Here is an 18,962-nt window from a genome sequence, read left to right on the forward strand (position 1 = left end):
AAAAGTGATTTTTCAAACTATAAATACTCTTAAATACAGAATCTAAGAGCAATGCTTATCTTTATAGATTAGACTCTGTAAAAATTACCTGATGATTTCCAATCCAATCATCATTTGGTCTTTATCAGCATTGCCCCTTTACAGAGTTAGAACTTAAAAGCAGGAACATTTACGTAAAAGCCCTAGAAAAGGAATGGGACAGCTTTTAAATCTAAAGCTGGCGGTGATAATATTTAGTATATGAATGGATTTAACGGAGGTTTGCAGTATGAAGTTTCGTCGCAGTGAGCGCCTTATCGACATGACACATTATTTATTAATACGGCCTAAGGAACTTGTTCCTTTAACTGTTTTTGCTGAGCGTTATGGTTCGGCAAAGTCTTCCATCAGTGAGGACCTTGGCATTATAAAAGAAACCTTTGAAAAACAGGGAATTGGGACTCTGCAAACCGTGCCGGGCGCCGCCGGCGGAGTGAAGTTTATCTCCAAGGTAAAGCAGGAAGAAGCCCAGGAATTTATTGAACACCTTTGCAAGCTTATGGCCGAGCCGGATCGCTTATTACCCGGTGGTTATTTATACATGACTGATTTAATCGGGAATCCCCACATTGTAAATGAGGTAGGGAGATTGCTTGCATCGGCTTTTGCAGGCCTTGAAATTGATTTAATTATGACGGTTGCCACAAAAGGAATTCCGATTGCCCATGCAGCGGCATCCTTCTTAAACGTTCCTGTTGTCATTGTAAGAGGGGACAGCAAGGTTACAGAGGGTTCTACTGTCAGCATTAATTATGTATCCGGTTCATCCAAGAGGATACAAACCATGGTGCTTTCCAAAAGAAGTCTCAGAGAAGGCGCAAAAGTATTAATAGTGGATGATTTTATGAAGGCCGGAGGCACCATTAATGGAATGATCAGCCTTTTAGAGGAATTCAATGCCACTGTAGCAGGAATTGGGGTTTTGGTAGAGTCGGAAGATGCTGAGGAACGATTAGTAGACAACTATGTTTCCTTAGTGAAGCTCACAAACGTAGATTATAAAATTAAGCAGATTGAAGTGGTGGAAGGAAACTATTTCTCGTCTAATCAATCATTTTTAAAGGAGGAAGAATCATGAAGACTGTTTCTACAAAGGAAGCACCGGCAGCTATTGGACCATACTCACAAGGAATAATTGTAAATAATTTGTTTTATAGTTCAGGTCAGATTCCTCTTACTGCAGAGGGCACTCTTGTTACAGGTGATATAAAAGATCAAACGCATCAAGTATTCAAAAATCTTCAAGCGGTGCTGAAAGAAGCAGGAGCTTCTCTTGAAACCGTTGTTAAGGCAACAGTATTTATAAAGGATATGGATGAGTTTTCTGCTGTTAACGAAGTATATGCAGAATATTTTTCTTCTCACCGGCCGGCTCGTTCCTGCGTTGAAGTATCAAGGCTTCCCAAAGATGTATCCATTGAGATCGAAGTAACTGCCTTAGTTAAATAATCAAGCCTTTTCCTTGCTTTACTTGTAACCTCTCAGCTGTGCTGAAAGGCGTGTAAAACGGCCGTTTCACATGAATGAGCTGAAAAACAACAGAGTCTTTTAACAAAGCCTTTAAAATAAGGCTGTTTTTTTAATAACCTTTTCCTTAGTTCTGAATATTCCTTAAAATTTTTTCGAAATAAAGAAGGAGTTTCAGGGGCTCTGTGGAATAATTAAACTAGGAGTCTATCTAGGGGAAAAGGTGGTGAACAGGATGGAAGTAACTGACGTAAGATTACGCCGTGTAAACACTGAAGGAAGAATGAGAGCTATTGCTTCTATTACATTAGATAATGAGTTTGTGATTCATGATATTCGTGTGATAGACGGAAATAATGGCTTATTTGTAGCAATGCCTAGCAAGCGTACTCCGGATGGAGAATTTAGAGATATTGCTCATCCTATCAATTCAGGTACACGCAGCAAAATACAAGAAGCTGTCCTAGCTGAATATCATCGTTTAGGTGAAGAGGTTGAAGAAGTAGCATTTGAAGAAGCGGGAGCTTCTTAAAAGATAGAATATAAACACCAGGAGGCCTACTTCAAAAGTAAGGCCTTTTTTCTGTGTGCCAGGCATGACAACTATCTAGGTGGTGAAAGTCCACTGTAGGGGAACACATCGTTTTTGTAAGCGTCTATCATTTTTTCTTCAACCGGGTAACTGTCTTTCCTTATAATTCCTCATTTACTAATATTCACTTCTATTTTTAATGCTATCCAAAGAAATTTTACAAGCCATTCATATAAAAATAAAATATCCCTTCTTGACAAAAATTTGTACTTCTTCATGTTTCCTTGAAATCATCGCGTATTTGAGATATATTTTTTTATGGATAATAAGGTTTATTGGGGGACCTACTATGACAAATAGATTTGCTGTTGTTTTAGCTGCAGGCCAAGGAACACGCATGAAATCTAAGCTTTATAAAGTGTTGCACCCTGTATGCGGGAAGCCAATGGTTGAACATGTAATTGACCAGGTTTCAAAGCTGAATATAAATAAAGCAGTTACGATTATCGGACATGGTGCAGAAGCTGTAGAATCACAGTTGAAAGGTAAGTCTTCCTTTGCTTTGCAAGAGGAGCAATTAGGAACGGGCCATGCCGTTATGCAAGCGGAGGAGCTGATAGGTTCAGAAGACGGCACTACCATTGTAGTATGCGGAGATACTCCTCTTATTACAGCTAAAACAATGGAGGACCTTTTACAGCACCATATTGATCAGGAAGCTAAGGCAACAATTTTAACAGCTTATGCTGAAAATCCTTTTGGCTATGGTCGAGTGATTAGAAGCAGTGAAGGAAATGTTGAAAGAATTGTTGAACAGAAGGATGCCTCTGCAGACGAACAAAAAGTGAAAGAAATTAACACAGGTGTTTTCTGTTTCGATAATAAGCATCTTTTCCAGGCGCTTAAAGAGGTTTCAAATGACAATGCTCAAGGCGAATATTACTTGCCTGATGTCATTTCCATACTTGTAGCAAAGGGAGAAACGGTTTCTGCCTTTCAAACAGACGATATTGATGAAACATTGGGAGTAAATGACCGTATAGCATTGTCACAGGCTGAAAAAATTATGAAAGAACGCATTAATATGGATCATATGAGGAATGGTGTGACAATTATTGATCCAGCTAATACGTATATTGAACAAAGTGTAACAATTGGAAGAGACACGATCATTTACCCTGGAACAATGTTAACAGGGGAAACAGCTGTCGGAGAAGACTGCATCATTGGCCCTCATTCTGAATTGAAGGATTGTGCGGTAGGAAACAATACGGTGATTCGTCAATCTGTGGCGCATAACAGTTCTATCGGAAACAAGGTTAACATTGGGCCATTTGCTCACATTCGTCCACAATCGGACATTGCAGATGAAGTTAAAATTGGCAACTTTGTAGAAATTAAAAAGGCAAGCTTCGGCAAAGGGAGCAAGGCCTCCCACCTTAGTTACATTGGCGATGCGGAAGTCGGGTCAGATGTAAATATCGGATGCGGTACAATTACGGTTAATTATGATGGTAAAAATAAGTTCTTGACCAAGATTGAGGATGGAGTGTTTGTTGGCTGCAACTCAAATCTTGTTGCACCTGTTAAAATCGGAAAAAATGCTTATATTGCAGCAGGGTCTACCATCACAGAAGATGTACCAGAAGAAGCATTATCTATTGCAAGGGCACGGCAGGTAAATAAGGAAGACTACGTAAAAAAATTAAAACACAATCAATAATTGGAGGTCCATCATGTCTAACCAATATTTAGACCCAAATCTAAAAATCTTTACATTAAATTCGAATCGCCCGCTCGCAGAAGAAATTGCAAAGGTTGTCGGTGTAGAATTAGGAAAATGTTCTGTTGCCCAATTCAGTGATGGGGAAATCCAAATAAATATTGAAGAGAGCATCAGGGGCTGCGATGTGTATATTATTCAATCCACCAGCCTGCCTGTAAATGAACATTTGATGGAACTTCTAATTATGGTCGATGCTTTAAAACGCGCGTCAGCACGGACTATTAACATTGTTATGCCATACTATGGCTACGCACGTCAGGATCGAAAAGCCCGTGCCCGTGAACCTATTACTGCCAAATTGGTCGCAAACCTTCTTGAAACAGCAGGAGCTACCAGGGTCATTACACTTGACTTGCATGCTCCTCAAATCCAAGGCTTCTTTGATATTCCGATTGACCACTTAATGGGTGTTCCGATCCTTGCAGAATACTTCAAGAAAAAGCTAAAGGGTGAGGATGTTGTCATTGTATCCCCAGACCACGGAGGAGTTACCCGTGCCCGTAAGCTTGCAGAAAGGCTGAAAGCGCCGATTGCGATTATTGATAAAAGGCGGCCAAGGCCAAATGTTGCAGAAGTCATGAATATTGTGGGGAATATTGAAGGGAAAACTGCAGTGTTAATTGATGATATCATTGATACAGCCGGAACAATTACATTGGCAGCTAACGCTTTAATTGAAAACGGCGCCCGTGAAGTATATGCCAGCTGTACACACCCTGTTTTGTCAGGTCCTGCCATTGAACGTATCGATAATTCAAATATTAAAGAACTCGTTGTGACAAATACCATTTTACTTCCGGAAGAGAAGAAAATAGAGAAGATTGTGGAACTTTCTGTAGCACCTTTAATCGGGGAAGCTATTATTCGTGTGCATGAAGATCAATCGGTCAGCACATTGTTTGATTGATTCAGATAGCAAATAATTTGGCAAGGTACTGTTGCCTTGTAAGAAGCCTGTTTATTTTTAAGGCTTCTTTTTTTGTACACATATTACTCTGCAAAGACATTATTATGGATGCTCTAAAGCAGGAGAAAACAAATTTAGTGTTTAACCTCTTTTCATTTGGGGCATGGATATATAGAGATGCTACATAAAGTGAAAAATTTTTGATGATGTTTAAAAGAAAGCTGTAGGAGGATGATTTTTCATGGCAGAAATTCTTGAAGCAAAGAAACGAAATACTGCAAAAAGGTCAGAGGTTAACAGCTTGCGTAAAGCAGGAAAAGTTCCCGCTGTGTTATACGGATATCAGGTGGAAAATACATCTATTTATGTAGATGGACCTGAATTAATAAAAACGATCCGTTCAGGTGGAAGACATGGGGTTATCTCATTAAATATCGAGGGAAATCAACAAAATGTCGTTTTAACAGAATTCCAAAAAGACGAAATTAAAAACGAAATTACTCATATTGATTTTCTTGCAGTCAATATGAATTCCGAAATTGAGACAAGCGTACGAATAGAGCTATTGGGAGACAGTGCCGGTGTTAAGGATGGAGGCGTCCTGCAGCAGCCAATTCATGAGCTATCTGTTTCGGCAAAGCCTAGTGATATCCCTGAGTCGGTACAAGTAGATGTGTCCAGCCTTCAAGTGGGTGAAGCTTTAACGGTTGGAGATATTCGCAGCCAGTATTCTTTCACGATTAACCATGAGGACAGTGAAACGGTTGCTTCTGTCCTTCCTCCTCGCCAAGAAGAAGAAATCAGCACAGGAGAACAGCAGGAACCTGGAACTCCTGAAAATGTTGAAGGGCGAGAAACAAAACCAGAAGGTGAAACAGCGGAATAGGAGAGAACTTATTCTCTACAGTAAAGCTTCCATATGTTTAGAGTTTTTGGCTCATCTGCATTAAGCAATTGCTTTCATGCGGATGAGCCAAAAATGTGTGTTAAAGACCTTCCATAATGAGAGGACTCTGTTGTTTTTTAGCTCATTCGTGTGAAACAGGTGTTTCACACGAATGAGCTAAAAAACGAGCAGACATCTGCAGAGAAATTCAAAACATTATTGTGATTATCGGCTAGCGGATTTCTCCGTCTTCTCCCTACGATAAGTCAACATCAGCTCGTGCCTTGCTGTGTTTCCTTTATCTCAGTCAAAGACTGCGGAATCCGTACGCCGATAAGCAAGGCACTTCCGCTTTTCATTGTCTAGCTCCAGTGCCTATCGGCTAGCGGATTTCTCCGTCTTCTCCCTACGATAAGTCAACATCAGCTCGTGCCTTGCTGTGTTTCCTTTATCTCAGTCAAAGACTGCGGAATCCGTACGCCGATAAGCAAGGCACTTCCGCTTTTCTTTATGATAGCAGAACAACGAATTTTTCATGGAGTCAAAACGTATGTATAATAATAATATATCGTTTGAAAAAGCAAGAGAGTGGGAAGATCTGCACATCCTATCTATGGTTTTTTCATGATATGATATAGTAAAAGTTGGGGTGTACTGAATGAAACTAATTGTTGGCCTCGGAAATCCGGGAACTCCCTATAACCAAACAAGACATAATATTGGCTTTGAGGTTATAGACGAGCTGGCGAAGCATTTTCAAGCTGATTTGAATCAAACGAAATTTAAAGGTGTCTACACTGTTATACATAGAAACGGTGAAAAACTTATATTACTTAAGCCGCTTACATATATGAATTTGTCCGGAGAGTCTGTTAAAGCCATTATGGACTACTACGATATCCCGCTGGAGGATCTCCTGGTCATTTATGATGACATGGACTTGCCGGTAGGAAAAATTAGGCTTAGGCAAAAGGGCAGTGCTGGAGGCCACAATGGTATAAAATCGATTATTGCCCATACAGGCACACAAAATTTTAATCGAATTCGAATCGGAGTCGGCCGTCCTCCAGCCGGAATGGCAGTGCCGGATTATGTGTTAAGCAGGTTCCACAAGGATGAGTGGGCGCTTTTGTCAGATGTTATTAAAAATTGTACAGAGGCATGCGAAGAGTGGCTTGGGAAGCCGTTTTTAGAGGTTATGAATCATTATAACTAATCCATTATTATGAATATCTCTTTATAAACAAGTCCATACTAGTAAAAAATTGTTTATGAGGGGTTTCAACATGGCCATTCATTATCATTGCCGCCACTGCGGTACCAGTATCGGAGTACTTGACCGCTTTTCCGTGCATTCAGAACAAATTGGATTGAATATTTTATCCAGTCAGGAACGGCAGGAGATGATTTCCTATCTGCCGGATGGAAATATTTATATAAAAGCAATTTGCGAGGATTGCCAGGAAGCGCTAGAAAGAAATCCTCAGTTTCATGAGCAGGATTATTTAATTCAATAATCGCTTTGGAGATATTCCAAAGCATTTTTCTGTTGTTATACATGTGTGATTAAGAAAAAAGGTTGAAGGGGCGTAAAAGAGTAACCGTATTTTTTCGCAGCTTTCATCACTACAAAGAGAGGAGGGGCTTTAATGAAAGGATTACAAGACCTCATATTGAATCAAGATGAAACACAGTCGGTCATAACCGGCATAGAAGAAGGCTTGAGGGAACAGCTTGTTGCCGGCCTTTCGGGTTCAGCAAGATCCGTCTTCACTTCTTCCCTTTTTGAAAAGACAAAGAAACCAATTGTCATTATTACCTATAATTTGCTTCAGGCTCAGAAATTATTTGATGATCTAAGCCAGATGTCTGACATACCGGCACTTTATTTGTATCCTGCCAATGAACTCATTGCAGCAGAGATAGGGATAGCAAGCCCTGAACTCAGAGCACAGCGCATTGAAGCCTTGAATTTCCTTAGCTCAAAGCGTACAGGTATTTTAATCGTCCCTATGGCAGGCTTAAGAAAAATTCTTCCCTCCCCTGCTTCCTGGAGCGGGTATCAGCTTGTGTTTGAACTGGGGAAAGACATTCATGTCACAGAAACATTAAATACGCTTGTCACTATGGGCTATAACCGTGTCGATATGGTCGATGCACCTGGCGATTTCAGCTTAAGAGGCGGCATTATGGATATCTATCCGCTGACAGAGGGAAATCCTATCAGAATAGAGCTTTTTGATACAGAAGTAGACTCCATTCGAACATTTTCTGCAGACGATCAACGTTCTATTGAGAAACTGGATTCTGTTCTTATAGGACCTGCCACCGAATCGCCAATAAACGAAGAGCAAATGCTCACAATAGCTGACAAACTGAAAACAGGCTTATCCTCTACACTCAAAAAAGTTAAAAAAGAAAAAACCAAGGAACTTCTTTCCCAGAATATTGGCTATGATATTGAAAGGCTGAAAAATGGCCAAAAGCCTGAACAACTTTTTAAATATTTGTCCCTCGCATATGAGGAGCCTGCTAGTTTGCTAGACTATGTATCTAGCAGCGGCATCCTGCTTATAGATGAGCTTAGCCGAGTGATGGAAATTAATGACCGCTTAGAAAAAGAGGAAGCAGAGTGGTATACAGCCCTGCTCGAAGAAGGCCAAATAATTCATGACCTTGAGGTTGCTCATTCCTTATCAAAGCTACTGGCGCAATCTCATCTATCCCGCATCTATTTATCATTGTTTTTAAGGCATATTCCAAACACGAGCCCTCAAAATATTATTAATATTACCTGCAAACCTATGCAGAACTTTCATGGACAGATGAATCTTCTAAAAGCAGAAGTGGACAGGTGGAAAAAGGGCCAGTATACAATTGTATTTCTTGCTGCGAATGAAAGCCGTTTGAAAAAGCTGCACGCAGTATTGGAGGATTATGAAATTGAAGCTTCTCCAGGGAGGACGTTAGGTCCTTTATCAAAAGGAACCCAAATCTTAACGGGAAGCTTATCGACCGGTTTCGAACTGCCTATGTCCAAGCTTGCTGTTATTACAGAAGAAGAGCTCTTTAACAAGCAAGTTAAGAAAACGCCGAGGAAACAAAAGATTTCGAATGCTGAAAGAATAAAGAACTATTCAGAGCTTAAGGTTGGAGATTATGTTGTCCATGTTAACCATGGAATAGGTAAATATTTAGGCATTGAAACCCTTATTATCAATGGAGTCCATAAAGATTATCTCCATATTAAATATCAAGGGACAGATAAGCTTTATGTTCCGGTAGAACAGATCGAGCTTGTCCAAAAATACGTTGGTTCTGAAGGAAAAGAGCCGAAGCTGTATAAGCTTGGCGGAAGTGAATGGAAACGGGTTAAGAAAAAGGTTCAGTCCTCCGTACAGGATATTGCGGACGATTTAATTAAGCTTTATGCAGAACGCGAGGCGGCGAAAGGGCATGCATTTGCTCCGGATGGTGATTTACAGAGAGAGTTTGAGTTTTCCTTTCCTTATGAAGAGACGGAAGACCAGCTTCGCTCTATCGAGGAAATAAAGCGGGATATGGAAAAAGAAAGACCGATGGACCGCCTTTTATGCGGAGATGTTGGATATGGGAAAACAGAGGTGGCAATCAGGGCTGCGTTTAAAGCGATTATGGATGGAAAACAAGTGGCTCTTCTTGTCCCGACCACTATCCTTGCCCAGCAGCATTATGAAACCATTAAAGAGAGATTCCAGGATTACCCGATTAAAATTGGACAGCTAAGCCGTTTCCGCTCCAGAAAAGAACAGTTGGAAACGACAAAAGGCTTAAAGGCTGGGACGGTCGATCTTGTTGTGGGAACGCACCGGCTTTTATCCAAAGATATTCAATTTCATAATTTGGGCCTCCTGATTATAGATGAAGAACAAAGATTCGGTGTTACGCATAAAGAGAAGATTAAGCAAATGAAAACGAATGTCGATGTCTTAACTTTAACGGCTACGCCAATTCCTAGAACTCTTCATATGTCCATGCTTGGAGTCCGTGATTTATCGGTCATTGAAACGCCGCCGGAAAATCGTTTTCCAGTCCAAACCTATGTAATGGAGTATAATGGCAATCTTGTAAGAGAGGCGATTGAACGCGAGCTTTCGAGAGATGGCCAGGTTTATTTTCTATACAACAGGGTGGAGGATATTGAAAGAAAAGCAGAAGAAATATCTATGCTTGTACCAGATGCGCGTGTAGCATACGCACATGGACAAATGACAGAGTCCCAGCTTGAAAGTGTAATCCTTGGATTTTTAGAAGGTGAGTTTGATGTTCTGGTCACCACTACCATTATTGAAACGGGAGTAGATATCCCGAATGTTAATACGCTAATTGTTTATGATGCAGACCGTATGGGATTATCCCAGCTCTATCAGCTGAGGGGACGTGTAGGAAGATCTAATCGTGTAGCCTATGCCTATTTTACATACCGAAAAGACAAAGTGCTCACAGAGGTTTCTGAAAAAAGGCTTCAGGCCATCAAGGAATTTACGGAGCTGGGATCAGGTTTCAAGATTGCCATGAGAGATTTATCTATACGGGGAGCCGGAAATCTTCTCGGTGCTCAGCAGCACGGTTTTATTGATTCGGTCGGGTTTGATCTTTACTCCCAAATGCTAAAAGAGGCTATAGAAGAAAGAAAAGGCACTGATGTTGAAAAGGAAACTCCTGGTTTTGAAATAGAGCTTGAACTAGATGCGTATATTCCAGACTCCTATATTGCGGACGGCCATCAGAAAATTGAAATGTATAAGCGGTTCAGAGGAATAACATCTTTTGAGGACATTGAGGAACTAAAAGAAGAAATGGTAGACCGTTACAGCGAATATCCTAAGGAAGTCGAATATTTATTTACTGTAGCAGAAATGAAGATCTATGCAGCAAATGCCTATTTGGAATCGATGAAACAATCTAAACAGGTTATTACCATTTTAATGTCTGAGAAAGGCACAAAAAATGTTGATGGTCCAAAAGTAGTGGAAGTGTGCAATCAATTTGGCCGTTCGGTTGGTTTTGGAATGGATGGGGCAAGGCTGAAAATTACATTGAACACAAAAGGTCAGCAAGAGAGCGATTGGCTTGCGACTGCTTATAATATCATTAAAGAGCTTCAGCAGGCGATTAAACCAATGGAGCGTGTGAACTAAATCCCTCCTTTCATCAGGTGAGAAAGATAAAAATGGAAATTTTCATGTTTCCTTTACTGGAATTTGGGGAAAAGAGTTGATACAGAGATTAATAATGGAATTAACTCCAGATTATGGCGAGTAAAAGTAGAAAAATTAATCAATATGTATATAACTTCCCAGATGAAAGATACTAATCTCAACACAGGTAAAAGATTCATTTCATTATATGAATCTTTACCTAAAAAAATCATCTGATGAAAGTGAGGCAACATAAGTGAAAGCAACGGGTATTGTTCGTCGAATTGATGATTTAGGAAGAGTAGTCATTCCAAAGGAAATCCGTAGAACCTTGCGAATTCGCGAAGGGGATCCACTGGAAATTTTTGTGGATCGGGATGGAGAAGTTATTCTAAAGAAATATTCTCCAATTAGTGAATTGGGCGATTTTGCTAAGGAATACGCGGAGGCTTTATTCGACAGCCTGGGCAGCCCTATATTAATTTGTGACAGGGATGCTGTGATAGCTGTTGCAGGTGTTTCAAAAAAAGATTATTTAAACAAAAGCGTTGGAGAGAGAATCGAAAAAGCGATGGAAGAAAGAAATCCTGTTCTTGTTACTCAGCAGGGTGAGGTACCGCTTGTAGACGGGTATGATGAAGAACTCTCATCTTATACGATTTCTCCTATTGTGGCTAATGGTGATCCGATTGGCTCAGTCATTATTTTTTCTAAAGAGAAGCAAATTGGCGAAGTAGAACAAAAGGCTGCTGAAACGGCAGCAGGTTTCTTAGCAAGACAAATGGAACAGTAATAACCAGCCTTGTTTTACGGGTGGTACTTTCTATAATGACTAGAAAAAGCGGAGTCCGCCTGAGATAGGCAGACCCGCTTTTTCTAGATGCTGTGTTAAATATTAATGTTGGTAACTGCTCGTTTTTTAGCTCATTTTACAGTAAAGAAGGAACCAAAAGCAAACTTGTTTGCTTTTGGTTCCTTCTTTACTGTAACCTTTCAGCATAGCTGAAAGGCGTGTGAAAAGCCCGTTTCACACGAATGAGCTAAAAACAACGGTGTTCTTTAACAAAGCCTGTTTGTTAAATGAATTTTTCATAAGGCTCTTTTTGGATACAAAACGTGTGAATTGATCATTTTTATGTAAATTAGCAATAGACCTTCCTATATCATCAGCTTAATCTGCCAGGGATGCTGCATGCTAAAAAACCTGACAATTGCTCGTAAGAAACTCTATGGGACCCATTTATTCGTACATGAGCTATGTGCGTATGCTATAATACAAAAGATTTTAACTATAGGAGCAGCTAAAAATGACTCCTGAGTAAGCCAATATAAGTGGAAGGTCGAGGGAATACATTGCCTCACGAAGAATCAAAAACGTTTTTAAAGGGTGCCTTTATTCTTTCTTTAGGTTCCTTCATTACAAAAATTTTAAGTGCTGTTTACAGGGTTCCCTTTCAAAATATTGTCGGGGACATAGGTTTTTACATTTACCAGCAGGTTTACCCCATTTATGGAATAGTGATTGCTTTGGCGACATATGGATTTCCTGTTATTATTTCTAGGCTTATAGCAGAGAATAGGATACACGGAAAAGCGGAATTGGAAAAAGAAATAATAAGTGCCTCCTTTATGTTGCTATCAGCAGGAGGGCTGATTCTTTTTTTATTTGTTTTTTGGGGTTCTTATGATTTAGCAGATTGGATGGGCGATTTAAAGTTAAGGCCGCTAATTCAGACAATTGCTTTTTCATTTTTGCTTTTACCTTTTATCTCTACATTCAGGGGTTATTTCCAAGGCAACAATAAAATGCTGCCGACAGCTGTATCCCAAGTAATAGAACAATTTGTCAGAGTAATGACCATTATTATTCTTTCGGCTTACCTAGTGAGCAAAGGATTTTCTTTGTATCGTGTTGGTACGGGTGCAATTGCAGGCTCCATTACAGGGGGATCCTGCGCATTAATTGTTCTGTGCATTCTTTATTTTAAGGGGTCAAATCACCACCGTTTGGCGTTTTTCAGTGTGTCAGGAACGGTATATAAAAGGGTGGCAATGGCGTTATTTATAGAAGGATTTGCCGTATGCATCAGTGGTGCACTGCTTGTATTAATTCAATTTATTGATTCATTAAACCTGTTCTCTTTGCTTGTCCATTCTGGAATGGCTGCCAATGAGGCAAAGGCCGTTAAAGGCGTATATGATCGCGGTCAGCCCTTTATCCAGTTAGGTACAGTTGCTGCAACCTCTATATCCCTCGCATTGGTTCCTATGATTACGAGGGAATACCGGCTTAGAAATAACGCAGCATTGAGCGAGAAGCTGCGCATTGCTTTTAAACTGAGCATTATTATTGGACTCGGAGCAGCGGCAGGTTTAATTAATCTTATAAGGCCTGCAAATATTATGCTTTTTGAAAATGATAAGGGTTCTGCTGTGCTCGCTGTCTTCTCTATTTCTATTTTTTTAAGCTCAATAATTCTTACGATAACGGGTGCTTTGCAGGGGATGAGAAAAGTTTATTCGCCAGCGGTATACATTCTGTTTGGGATTTTTGTGAAATTCTTTGGAAATGAATATTTTGTTCCAAAGTATGGGACAATGGGAGCAGCAATGGCTACTGATGTATCATTAGGAATCATAGCAGTTTTTTTCATTATGAGAATAAAGAAGCTGGGGATTTCCATGCTTCCAGCTGGATTTTATGCTAAGCTTGCAGCTGCTGTTTGCCTTATGACTCTTGTTTTGCAGACATTGCTCTTCATTACCAGGACTATGCATTTAACAGGGCGGGGCATGAATGCGGGAATAGCTTTAGCAGGAGTAGCAGCAGGCGGATTTGTCTTTATTTGGAGTGTTATCCGCTTTAACCTCCTGGACGATAAAGATCTTTCTTTACTTCCGTTTGGAGAACAATTGCTTAAAATAAAAAAGATAATGGAATGAGGTCTTTTATGAGTCATACAATAAAAGTTATCGGGTTAGGTGCCGGGGATTGGAATCAGCTTACATTAGGGGTTTATCACATATTGAAGTCTGCTAATAAGCTGTTTCTCAGAACGAAAGAACATCCAGCTGTAGATTCCTTCCAACAGGAAGGAATACAATTCACTTCCTTTGATGCGGTCTATGAAGAAAACGACCAATTTGAAGATGTTTATAAACAAATTACCGAAAGGCTTCTCACAGCTGCTTTGGATGAAGACGTGGTGTATGCTGTTCCTGGACATCCTCTTGTTGCAGAAAGGACCGTTCAGCTCTTATTGAATGAAGGCCCTAAAAGAAACATTGAAATAGAAATCAGCGGAGGCCAAAGCTTTTTGGACGCTTTGTTCACAACTGTTAAAGTGGATCCTATTGAAGGCTTTCAATTGCTTGACGGGACGGATTTTCATGCAAAGGATATCCATTCAAATCAGCATCTTATTATTGGGCAGGTATATGATGCTTTTGTTGCATCAGATGTGAAGCTTACTTTAATGGAAAAGTATCCGGATGACCATAGTGTAAGCATTGTAACCGCTGCAGGAAGCCAGCAAGCGTCTGTGAAAGAAATTTTGCTATATGAACTTGATCGGGTAATGACGTTGAATAACCTTACCAGCGTTTATGTACCTCCATTGGCAGAAGAGAACCTACGCGAATTTACCAGTCTGCGGTCTATTATTAAAATCTTGCGGGGACCGAATGGGTGTCCGTGGGATATTAAACAAACTCATCTATCTTTAAAGAAGTACTTAATTGAAGAAGCATATGAATTGTTGGAAGCAATTGATGTGGATGATATTGATCACATGATAGAAGAGCTTGGTGACGTTCTCCTTCAGGTCATGCTTCATTCACAAATTGGAGAAGATGAAGGAATGTTTACAATTGAGGATGTAATTGAGGGTGTTTCCTCAAAAATGATCAGGCGCCATCCGCATGTATTTGGAAACGTGGAAGTACAGAGTGCTGAAGATGTAATTGCCAATTGGAAAGAAATTAAGGCTGAAGAAAAAAAGGATACAAATTCTGCTTCTGTTTCTGCTTTGGATGGCATTGGAAAAGGCCTTCCATCTGTGATTCGAGCATTTGAAATACAAAAGAAAGCGGCTAAAACAGGATTTGATTGGGAAAAAGCAGAGGATGCCTGGCTAAAAGTCAAAGAAGAAATAGAGGAATTTCAAACTGAGTTATCGAAAGAAGATAAGGAAAAGCAAATTTACGAATTAGGGGACTTATTATTTGCCATTATTAATACGGCAAGACTCCTGTCTATTCATCCGGAGGAAGCTCTTGAACGAGCAAATCAAAAGTTCATAAGACGTTTTTCATATATCGAACAACAAGTTCACAAAAGCGGAAAGCCTATAGAAAGCTTTGATTTAAAAGATCTGGATCAATTCTGGGATGAAGCGAAACGAAAAGGTTTATAAGAGGTGAGAAAATATGACTGCCATGCGCTTAGATAAATTTTTAAAGGTTTCAAGAATTATTAAAAGAAGAACACTTGCAAAGGAAGTTGCTGACCAGGGGAGAATAGCGATCAATGGGCAGCAGGCAAAAGCAAGCTCTACGGTAAAAGTGGGTGATGAGCTAACCATCCGCTTTGGAACGAGGGTTACTACGGTTAGAATAGAGCAGCTGCAGGAGAATACCAGAAAAGAAGATGCAGCAGGTATGTATACAACAGTTAAGGAAGAACGTTTAAAAGATGAGGAATAAATGAAAGTAAAAGAAGATGACTCAAAAGGTGGTGATAAGCGGCCATTTGAGTCACCTCTTTTTTATTTTTGGACAGAAAAAGGAAAAGGGGAGAACATTTGGTGTGAATAATACCATGGTGTCTCTGTTGAAAATTGATTTGAGCAGAAAAGAACAGGCAGGACGAATAGTGCTGAACATATCTAGTAATACCCAATAATCGTTTGGATTCAACGTTGATTAGAGTGGAAGGCAAATGACTCCTGCAAGTTAAGCAAGTTATTAGGGGGATCCAGCAAAAGAATACAACGATATGGTTCCACTACTGCCCGCGGAAAGTGACCCTGCAGCGGAAATCAACCCAGCAGGATGATCAGAAAGCAGCCTATGTCTATGTACAATCCCCATTTGGATTTAACTTAAACGTTAATTGAAGCGAAAAAAATGCCTGCAGTAGGAACCAACAAGAAAAAAAGTTGCTGTGTTTCCTTTATCTCAGTCGAAGACTATGAAATCTGTACGCCGATAAGCAAGGCGCTTGCGCTTTTCTTGTCCAGCTCCAGCGCCTATCGGCTAGCAGATTTCTCCGTCTTCTCCCTACGATAAGTTAACATCAGCTCGTTCCTCGCTGTGTTTCCTTTATCTCAGTCGAAGACTATGAAATCTGTACGCCGATGAGCAAGGCGCTTGCGCTTTTCTTGTCAGCTTGTTCTTTTTTTTCCTTGCTACTCATACATATAATACAAAGCTTGGACCAATAGCAGAGGTGATATCAGTCTGGTGAGAAGGGGGATGCTTTCTCATTGCACTCAAGCAAATTATGTAAAGTGGGGGATAAAGTATGAGCCAGTATTATGATCATTCATCGAATGGCAAGGCGCCGATGCAGGAGCATGATGTGATAATGAGAGGGCGTAAATTACTGGATATAACAGGTGTTAAGCAAGTAGAGAGTTTCGATAATGAAGAGTTTTTATTAGAAACCGTCATGGGTTTTTTGTCCATCCGCGGGCAAAATTTACAAGTAAAAAACTTAGATGTGGATAAAGGGATTGTATCTATAAAAGGGAAGGTATTCGATTTAGTTTATTTAGATGAGCAACATGGGGAGAAAGCTAAAGGTTTCTTTAGCAAGCTGTTTCGATGAGTTTGACTGTGCAATTCTATACAATGCTTGCCATGATTGCCATGGGAAGCTTTTTTGGTGCATCCCTTGACACATATAACAGATTTCTCAAACGCGGAAAAAGAAAAAGATGGATCATCTTTTTAAATGACATTCTTTTTTGGATGCTTCAGGGACTGGTCATTTTTTATATTTTATTTCTTGTGAATCAAGGGGAAGTCCGTTTTTACATTTTTATAGCATTAGTTTGCGGATTTTCCTTTTATCAGGCACTATTAAAGGGCATTTATGCAAAGCTTCTGGAAGCCATCATTCAAGTAGTTGCGACGGTTTGGATATTTTTCATCCGCTTTCTTAACGGACTGATTATTTCACCTCTGAAATGGATTGTGATCTTAGTAGTCTCCATTTTTATTGGCATTGGGAAGGTATTATTAGGTCTTGTCCAAATTGGATTAAAAGTGCTATTATGGATTGTAAAGGTCATCATTACACCCATTAAATGGATAGGGAAAGGGCTGTGGCGTTTATTCCCTAAAAAAGTAAAATTTGCCGTCGAAAGGTTTTGGACTTCTTTTGCAGGGAAATTAAAACACAGTAAGAATAAACTAATTAATGGAATGAAATGGTTATATACAAGGTTTAAACGTAAACCATAAAAAATATATATAATAACGAAGAAACGAAGAGAGCGAGGAGGTATGCAAATGAGTGGAAGGCCGGAACGCAATATAGCACCATTGGACAATGCTTTTACAAAACAGCAGCAAATGAAAGATAAAGTAACAGCCAGAAAACGTAAATTATTACTTCGACGTTTAACTTTATTCGCAATTATTGCGGGTGCTATCACTTATTTACTTGTCTCTACACTAATTTCTAAGAACAGCGAGCTTGCTGCACAAAAGGTCAACAAGTCTCAGCTTGAAAACCAAGTGGCTGACCTGAAGTCGGAAAAAACGATGCTAAAAGATCAAATTAATAAACTGAATGACAATAACTATATAGCGAAGCTTGCCAGAACGGAATATTTTCTTTCTAAAAAGGGAGAAATCATCTTTAATATTCCCCAATCGGATAAGAAAGGGTCAGATGAAGACGCGTCTTATTGACACTTTTTTTTGACCTTCGCTATAATATAAAGAAGGTTTATTTTTTATCTTTCTAAGGAGGAACTATTTTTTTATGTCGATCGAAGTAGGCAGCAAGTTACAGGGAAAGGTCACTGGCATTACCCACTTTGGAGCATTTGTTGAATTGCCGGAAGGTATAACAGGACTCGTCCATATTAGTGAGGTCGCTGATAATTATGTTAAAGACATTAATGAACACTTAAAAGTCGGCGACCAAGTTGAAGTAAAGGTTATTAATGTGGAAAAGAATGGAAAAATTGGTTTGTCCATTCGTAAAGCAAAGGATCAGCCTCCGCAATCCCAATCTCATTCAAAATCTCAATCACACTTGCACCAGCAGCGCCCGCGTCATAATAACAGAGGAAACAGCCCGCGTAACAAAGAGGATTTTGAATCTAAAATGTCTCGTTTCTTAAAGGACAGTGAAGATCGTTTGTCTTCATTAAAAAGAAATACTGAATCCAAGCGCGGTGGTCGTGGAGCTAGAAGAGGTTAGCTTGCTGTCTATTTAAAATATAGCAGGTTTTATGTTAAAGATCTAAATGTGGGATGGCATTACGCCATCCCTTTTTGTGCGAGGATAAGAAAGTGTCAAGCTCTAGCGCCTATCGGATTTCTATGTCTCCTCCTTGCGATAAGTTCACAACAGCTCGTGAAAGACCTCATGGTGTGTTTCATAAGTCAAAGACTACAAAATACGTACGGTCATGAGCAAGTCGGGTGCACTTTCCTTAAACATTCTGGAGACTATTTGATTAATCTCTCCCTTAGAATGCAGGATTGTTATGAAATTATTTCCGAAGGCTTGTCGTCTTGAGCCTTTTAGCTTTAATATGCGATAAAAACCAACAAAAAAACAGATGCATATGCATCTGTTTTTTTGTTTACTTTATGATGACCCGTACGGGATTCGAACCCGTGTTACCGCCGTGAAAGGGCGGTGTCTTAACCGCTTGACCAACGGGCCATTTTATTATTTTATTATTATGGTAGCGGCGGAGGGGATCGAACCCCCGACCTCACGGGTATGAACCGTACGCTCTAGCCAGCTGAGCTACACCGCCATAATCATTTCGTTTCTTGAAAGCACATTTTCTATAATACAGCGATATTCTACTAATGTCAATTATTTTTTTAAAAGAATTTTGTAAGATATAGTAGAGATTCACATGAAAGAAGTCGAACTTTTCTTTCAATTTCATTCTTCATTTTGACAAACTTTT

17 protein-coding genes and 2 tRNA genes are annotated in these 18,962 nt (G+C 39.7%); 17 read left to right on the top strand and 2 right to left on the bottom strand.

Annotation, left to right across the window (positions count from 1 at the left end):
- Positions 1-268 precede the first annotated feature (268 nt).
- The 17 genes from purR to A5N88_RS16090 all read left to right on the top strand — a co-directional run bounded on the left by purR (position 269) and on the right by A5N88_RS16090 (position 18,235).
- The gene (gene purR / locus A5N88_RS16010; RefSeq protein ID WP_066267831.1) at positions 269-1,117 is read left to right on the top strand and encodes a pur operon repressor; all 849 of its coding nucleotides are present in this window, start codon (positions 269-271) and stop codon (positions 1,115-1,117) included.
- Positions 1,114-1,488 (top strand): RidA family protein, encoded by a 375-nt coding sequence (locus A5N88_RS16015; RefSeq protein ID WP_066267832.1) that lies wholly within the window; start codon positions 1,114-1,116, stop codon positions 1,486-1,488. The genes purR and A5N88_RS16015 overlap by 4 nt, the downstream gene beginning before the upstream one ends.
- 253 nt (positions 1,489-1,741) lie before the next feature.
- A complete protein-coding gene (gene spoVG, locus A5N88_RS16020; RefSeq protein WP_066267834.1) occupies positions 1,742-2,038 on the top strand; it encodes a septation regulator SpoVG in 297 nt (98 codons plus the stop codon).
- Between the two features lie 349 nt (positions 2,039-2,387).
- Complete coding sequence (gene glmU, locus A5N88_RS16025; RefSeq protein WP_066267836.1) at positions 2,388-3,761, top strand: bifunctional UDP-N-acetylglucosamine diphosphorylase/glucosamine-1-phosphate N-acetyltransferase GlmU; 1,374 nt, start codon at positions 2,388-2,390, stop codon at positions 3,759-3,761.
- Between the two features lie 13 nt (positions 3,762-3,774).
- Entirely contained in the window at positions 3,775-4,731 is a 957-nt protein-coding gene (locus A5N88_RS16030) for a ribose-phosphate diphosphokinase (protein WP_066267838.1), read from the top strand.
- Positions 4,732-4,972: 241 nt separating this feature from the next.
- Complete coding sequence (locus A5N88_RS16035) at positions 4,973-5,617, top strand: 50S ribosomal protein L25/general stress protein Ctc (RefSeq protein WP_066267842.1); 645 nt, start codon at positions 4,973-4,975, stop codon at positions 5,615-5,617.
- Positions 5,618-6,275: 658 nt separating this feature from the next.
- Positions 6,276-6,833 (top strand): aminoacyl-tRNA hydrolase, encoded by a 558-nt coding sequence (gene pth, locus A5N88_RS16040; RefSeq protein WP_066267844.1) that lies wholly within the window; start codon positions 6,276-6,278, stop codon positions 6,831-6,833.
- A gap of 70 nt (positions 6,834-6,903) precedes the next feature.
- A complete protein-coding gene (fin, locus tag A5N88_RS16045; RefSeq protein WP_066267846.1) occupies positions 6,904-7,134 on the top strand; it encodes an anti-sigma-F factor Fin in 231 nt (76 codons plus the stop codon).
- Positions 7,135-7,266: 132 nt separating this feature from the next.
- Positions 7,267-10,797, top strand: a complete 3,531-nt coding sequence (gene mfd / locus A5N88_RS16050; protein WP_066267850.1) for a transcription-repair coupling factor — start codon at positions 7,267-7,269, stop codon at positions 10,795-10,797.
- Between the two features lie 256 nt (positions 10,798-11,053).
- A complete protein-coding gene (spoVT, locus tag A5N88_RS16055; RefSeq protein ID WP_066267853.1) occupies positions 11,054-11,590 on the top strand; it encodes a stage V sporulation protein T in 537 nt (178 codons plus the stop codon).
- Positions 11,591-12,150: 560 nt separating this feature from the next.
- Positions 12,151-13,740: a putative polysaccharide biosynthesis protein gene (locus A5N88_RS16060; RefSeq protein WP_157090698.1), complete on the top strand. Its 1,590-nt coding sequence runs from the start codon at positions 12,151-12,153 to the stop codon at positions 13,738-13,740.
- A gap of 8 nt (positions 13,741-13,748) precedes the next feature.
- A complete protein-coding gene (yabN, locus tag A5N88_RS16065; RefSeq protein ID WP_066267856.1) occupies positions 13,749-15,212 on the top strand; it encodes a bifunctional methyltransferase/pyrophosphohydrolase YabN in 1,464 nt (487 codons plus the stop codon).
- A 22-nt stretch (positions 15,213-15,234) separates the two neighbouring features.
- On the top strand, positions 15,235-15,501 hold the full coding sequence (locus A5N88_RS16070) for an RNA-binding S4 domain-containing protein (protein WP_066270610.1): 267 nt from the start codon (positions 15,235-15,237) through the stop codon (positions 15,499-15,501).
- Positions 15,502-16,321: 820 nt separating this feature from the next.
- The gene (gene yabP / locus A5N88_RS16075) at positions 16,322-16,627 is read left to right on the top strand and encodes a sporulation protein YabP (RefSeq protein WP_066267858.1); all 306 of its coding nucleotides are present in this window, start codon (positions 16,322-16,324) and stop codon (positions 16,625-16,627) included.
- On the top strand, positions 16,624-17,265 hold the full coding sequence (gene yabQ, locus A5N88_RS16080; protein WP_066267859.1) for a spore cortex biosynthesis protein YabQ: 642 nt from the start codon (positions 16,624-16,626) through the stop codon (positions 17,263-17,265). The genes yabP and yabQ overlap by 4 nt, the downstream gene beginning before the upstream one ends.
- Positions 17,266-17,313: 48 nt before the next feature.
- Positions 17,314-17,718, top strand: a complete 405-nt coding sequence (locus A5N88_RS16085) for an FtsB family cell division protein (protein ID WP_066267860.1) — start codon at positions 17,314-17,316, stop codon at positions 17,716-17,718.
- A gap of 73 nt (positions 17,719-17,791) precedes the next feature.
- Positions 17,792-18,235: a S1 domain-containing RNA-binding protein gene (locus A5N88_RS16090; protein WP_066267861.1), complete on the top strand. Its 444-nt coding sequence runs from the start codon at positions 17,792-17,794 to the stop codon at positions 18,233-18,235.
- 399 nt (positions 18,236-18,634) lie between these two features.
- Here the strand turns inward: A5N88_RS16090 and A5N88_RS16095 are convergent.
- Positions 18,635-18,706: transfer RNA gene (locus tag A5N88_RS16095), tRNA-Glu, on the bottom strand.
- A 20-nt stretch (positions 18,707-18,726) separates the two neighbouring features.
- A tRNA-Met gene (locus tag A5N88_RS16100) sits at positions 18,727-18,803 on the bottom strand.
- Between the last annotated feature and the right edge of the window lie 159 nt (positions 18,804-18,962).

Source organism: Heyndrickxia acidicola, from assembly GCF_001636425.1.
GTDB lineage: Bacteria > Bacillota > Bacilli > Bacillales > Bacillaceae_C > Bacillus_AE > Bacillus_AE acidicola.